3 protein-coding genes are annotated in these 2,988 nt (G+C 29.0%); all 3 read left to right on the top strand.

The annotated features are described in order from the left end of the window. Positions 1-1,311, top strand: a 1,311-nt coding sequence (locus tag ACIQ2X_RS15315; protein ID WP_396179836.1) for an Eco57I restriction-modification methylase domain-containing protein, incomplete at its 5' end; no start/stop codon positions are given. Then, on the top strand, positions 1,312-2,511 hold the full coding sequence (locus tag ACIQ2X_RS15320; RefSeq protein ID WP_396179837.1) for a hypothetical protein: 1,200 nt from the start codon (positions 1,312-1,314) through the stop codon (positions 2,509-2,511). Positions 2,512-2,518: 7 nt separating this feature from the next. Further along, positions 2,519-2,896 (top strand): hypothetical protein, encoded by a 378-nt coding sequence (locus tag ACIQ2X_RS15325; RefSeq protein ID WP_396179838.1) that lies wholly within the window; start codon positions 2,519-2,521, stop codon positions 2,894-2,896. Positions 2,897-2,988: the final 92 nt, after the last annotated feature.

Here is a 2,988-nt window from a genome sequence, read left to right on the forward strand (position 1 = left end):
ATTAAAAAAGAAGAATTGAGTAAAATTGAAAATTTACTTTCTTTTATTAATGAAGATTTTGAAAAATCAGGACTTGAAAATATATATCAAATTACAGAATACGCAAATTCAAGCAGACAAGAAAATTCAGCATTTTTCACACGAAAAGATATTGCTTTTACGGTTGTTAAAGACTTGCCCGAACTAAAAGGAAAAAAGAGAATTAGAATTTTAGAACCCTCAGTTGGTATTGGTAATTTTATACCTTTGTTGATAGAGAAATACAAAGATAAAGACGAAGTCATTTTTGACCTTGTTGATATTGATAACAATTCCTTTGTTGTTCTGAAAAATATTTTGGAAAAATTAAAATTGTCTAAAAAGTTTAAATTTAATTTTATCAATGCCGATTTTTTGACTTATAATTTCAATTCAAAATATGATATTGTTGTAGGTAATCCACCATACAAAAAACTTTCAAACAGTCAAGAATTATTATCGCTTTATAAATTCAATGCAAGAAATAACGAAACAAATAACTTGTTTTCTTTTTTCATTGAAAAAGCAATTTTATTAGGGAACTTCGTTTCCTTAATTGTTCCAAAAAGCCTTATTAATTCACCTGAATTTAATATTACAAGAGATATTTTGAATGAGAAAAATCTATTGAAAATTTGTGATTATGGAGAAAAAGGTTTTAAAGGAGTGAAAATTGAAACGATAAGTTTCTTACTTGAAACTTCATCAAAAAAGCAAACTGAAAACATTTTGATTGAAAGTTATATTACTGAAACGTTTGAAGAGAAACCAAAAGATTATTTATTTTCTAATAGATTTCCTTATTGGTTGATTTATCGAAATGAAGAATTTGACCAAATTTCAGAAAAAATGAAATTCGATATTTTCAATAGTTTCAGAGATAGACAAATCACAAAACAAATCACGAAAGAAAACGGGAAATTTAGAGTTTTAAAATCTCGAAATGTTGGTAATAATGAAGTTAAAGAATTGGAAAATTACGATTGTTATATTGACGATACAGAAAATTTGGCTGTCGCCAAATTTCTTAATCGTGATGATGTCGTAATGATTCCCAACCTTACTTATTATCCAAGAGCAAGTTTTTTACCAAAGAACACAATTACAGATGGTTCTGTAGCATTATTGACTTTGAAAAATGGAAGCCGACTTCCGACTGAAAAAGATTTAGAATATTACGGCTCTAAAGAATTTGAAAAGTTCTATAGAGTTGCTCGTAATTATGGTACACGTTCATTAAACATTGACAATAATTCCGTATTTTTCTTCGGACTTTTAAAAAATATAGATTAGATGAAAGAAGTAGAGAAATTATTAAATAGTAAAAATTACGACATAAGAAAAACAAATGACGCAAGGTTTATGGACCAAAAATGTACACCAGATGTGGTATGTATTATTGCGGATTGCGTTTTGAATTTACGAGAAAGTGAGCCAGAAAAAGAGTTTATTGTTCAAGACATTTGGGATTCTCAATACTTCATCAAAAATGTAAAAGCAATTTTTAATAAACCATCTGCAACAAATCCAACAACAAGAAGTGAATATGACAAATTCATTCAACAACCTTTGAGACTTTTAGCCTACGCAGGTATTTTGAATATTGAGAAACGTGGAACAACAAATTATTATAAAATAGCAAATCTTAATGTTTTAGAATATGTTTCTTTAAAAGATAGAAACGCTTTCATTTTTTTGTATCAATACTTTGTGAAAGTTATGTCAGACAGCGGACTTATGAAGTTTTTTGAAGAATACAAAAACAAGTATGAAAAAGGAAATTTAACAAAAACAGATTTTGAAGACTTACAAAAGCGTTTTATAAAATTTATTATCGGTAATACAGCGATAAATGGAGAAATAGAGGTTAAACGTATTTTTCCAAAATTGTTAAATGTTTATGCTTGTGAAAACAATTTGCCAGGTTCTGTAAAAGGGCGAATGTCTGAAAACGAATTTTACTACACAGACTTAATGTATAATCGTAAAAATTGGCGTGATTTATCAAAAGATAAGACTATTTCACGTCAAGAAGAAAGTGCTGAAAGTGAGCAAAATATATTACCTGATACAGCCTTCAATGCATATTTAGTTCAAAAAGCAATGAACCAAATTAGAAAAATGTATTCAGAAAGTGAAGTTAAAGACCAATGGGCAAATGGTGAAGCAACTCAAATACATCATATTTTTCCCAAAAGTAAGTTTCCTCAACTTGCACATTATTTGGAAAACTTAATCAAACTAACAGCAACTCAACATTACACAAAAGCACATCCGAATAACAAGACAGATACAATAAATCCCGATTATCAACTTGTTTGCTTACTTGCTAAATCAGACAGCATAGAAAAATCGTTGAAGAAAAATGAACTCTATTACAGGAAGGAATCTTTTGTTTATTGTATAAATACAGGACTTAGCCAAGAATTAAAAGCCGACTTAACTTTTAGACAAATCAAAACAGAATTAGCAACAATTTATAACGATAATTAAAAAAAATATGGCACAATTAACATTTGGAACAAAACAGCAAATACAATTTGCATCAGACAATGATTTTTTTGAAGCACTCGGTTTTCTGTCGAAAAATGACGGAACAACTTCAATTCATTGGGAACACAACGAGAATCAAGGAGCTTGGGGTAGCGAAGGGAGAATTCATTGTTATCAAAACATAGCTTCCTTTCCAGCATATTATAGTAATGCTTTTACAGCAGGTGTAAATAATATAATTCACAGAATTAATTGTAATGAATACATTGAGTATATTGCTACAAATCATAATTTTCAATTGGGGAACAATCAAAATTTAGCAATAATAACTCCGACAATTCCTGCTCAATTTATTGCGGACTTTAATCGAGGGTTGATATTGTAAACTGAAAAAAGAAGGGCGAAGGCATAACAGCAGTTTGTCAAAATGGCGGGTTTAGTGCTAAATTGAACATTTGGTTTTCAAATAAAGTTTAT

It is taken from the genome of Flavobacterium sp. (genome assembly GCF_044368625.1).
GTDB lineage: Bacteria > Bacteroidota > Bacteroidia > Flavobacteriales > Flavobacteriaceae > Flavobacterium.

What these genes read in the sequence shown, in the direction of transcription:
- ACIQ2X_RS15320 (WP_396179837.1), top strand. Translation starts at nt 1,312, where the DNA reads ATGAAAGAAGTAGAGAAATTATTAAATAGTAAAAATTACGACATAAGA.
- ACIQ2X_RS15325 (WP_396179838.1), top strand. Translation starts at nt 2,519, where the DNA reads ATGGCACAATTAACATTTGGAACAAAACAGCAAATACAATTTGCATCA.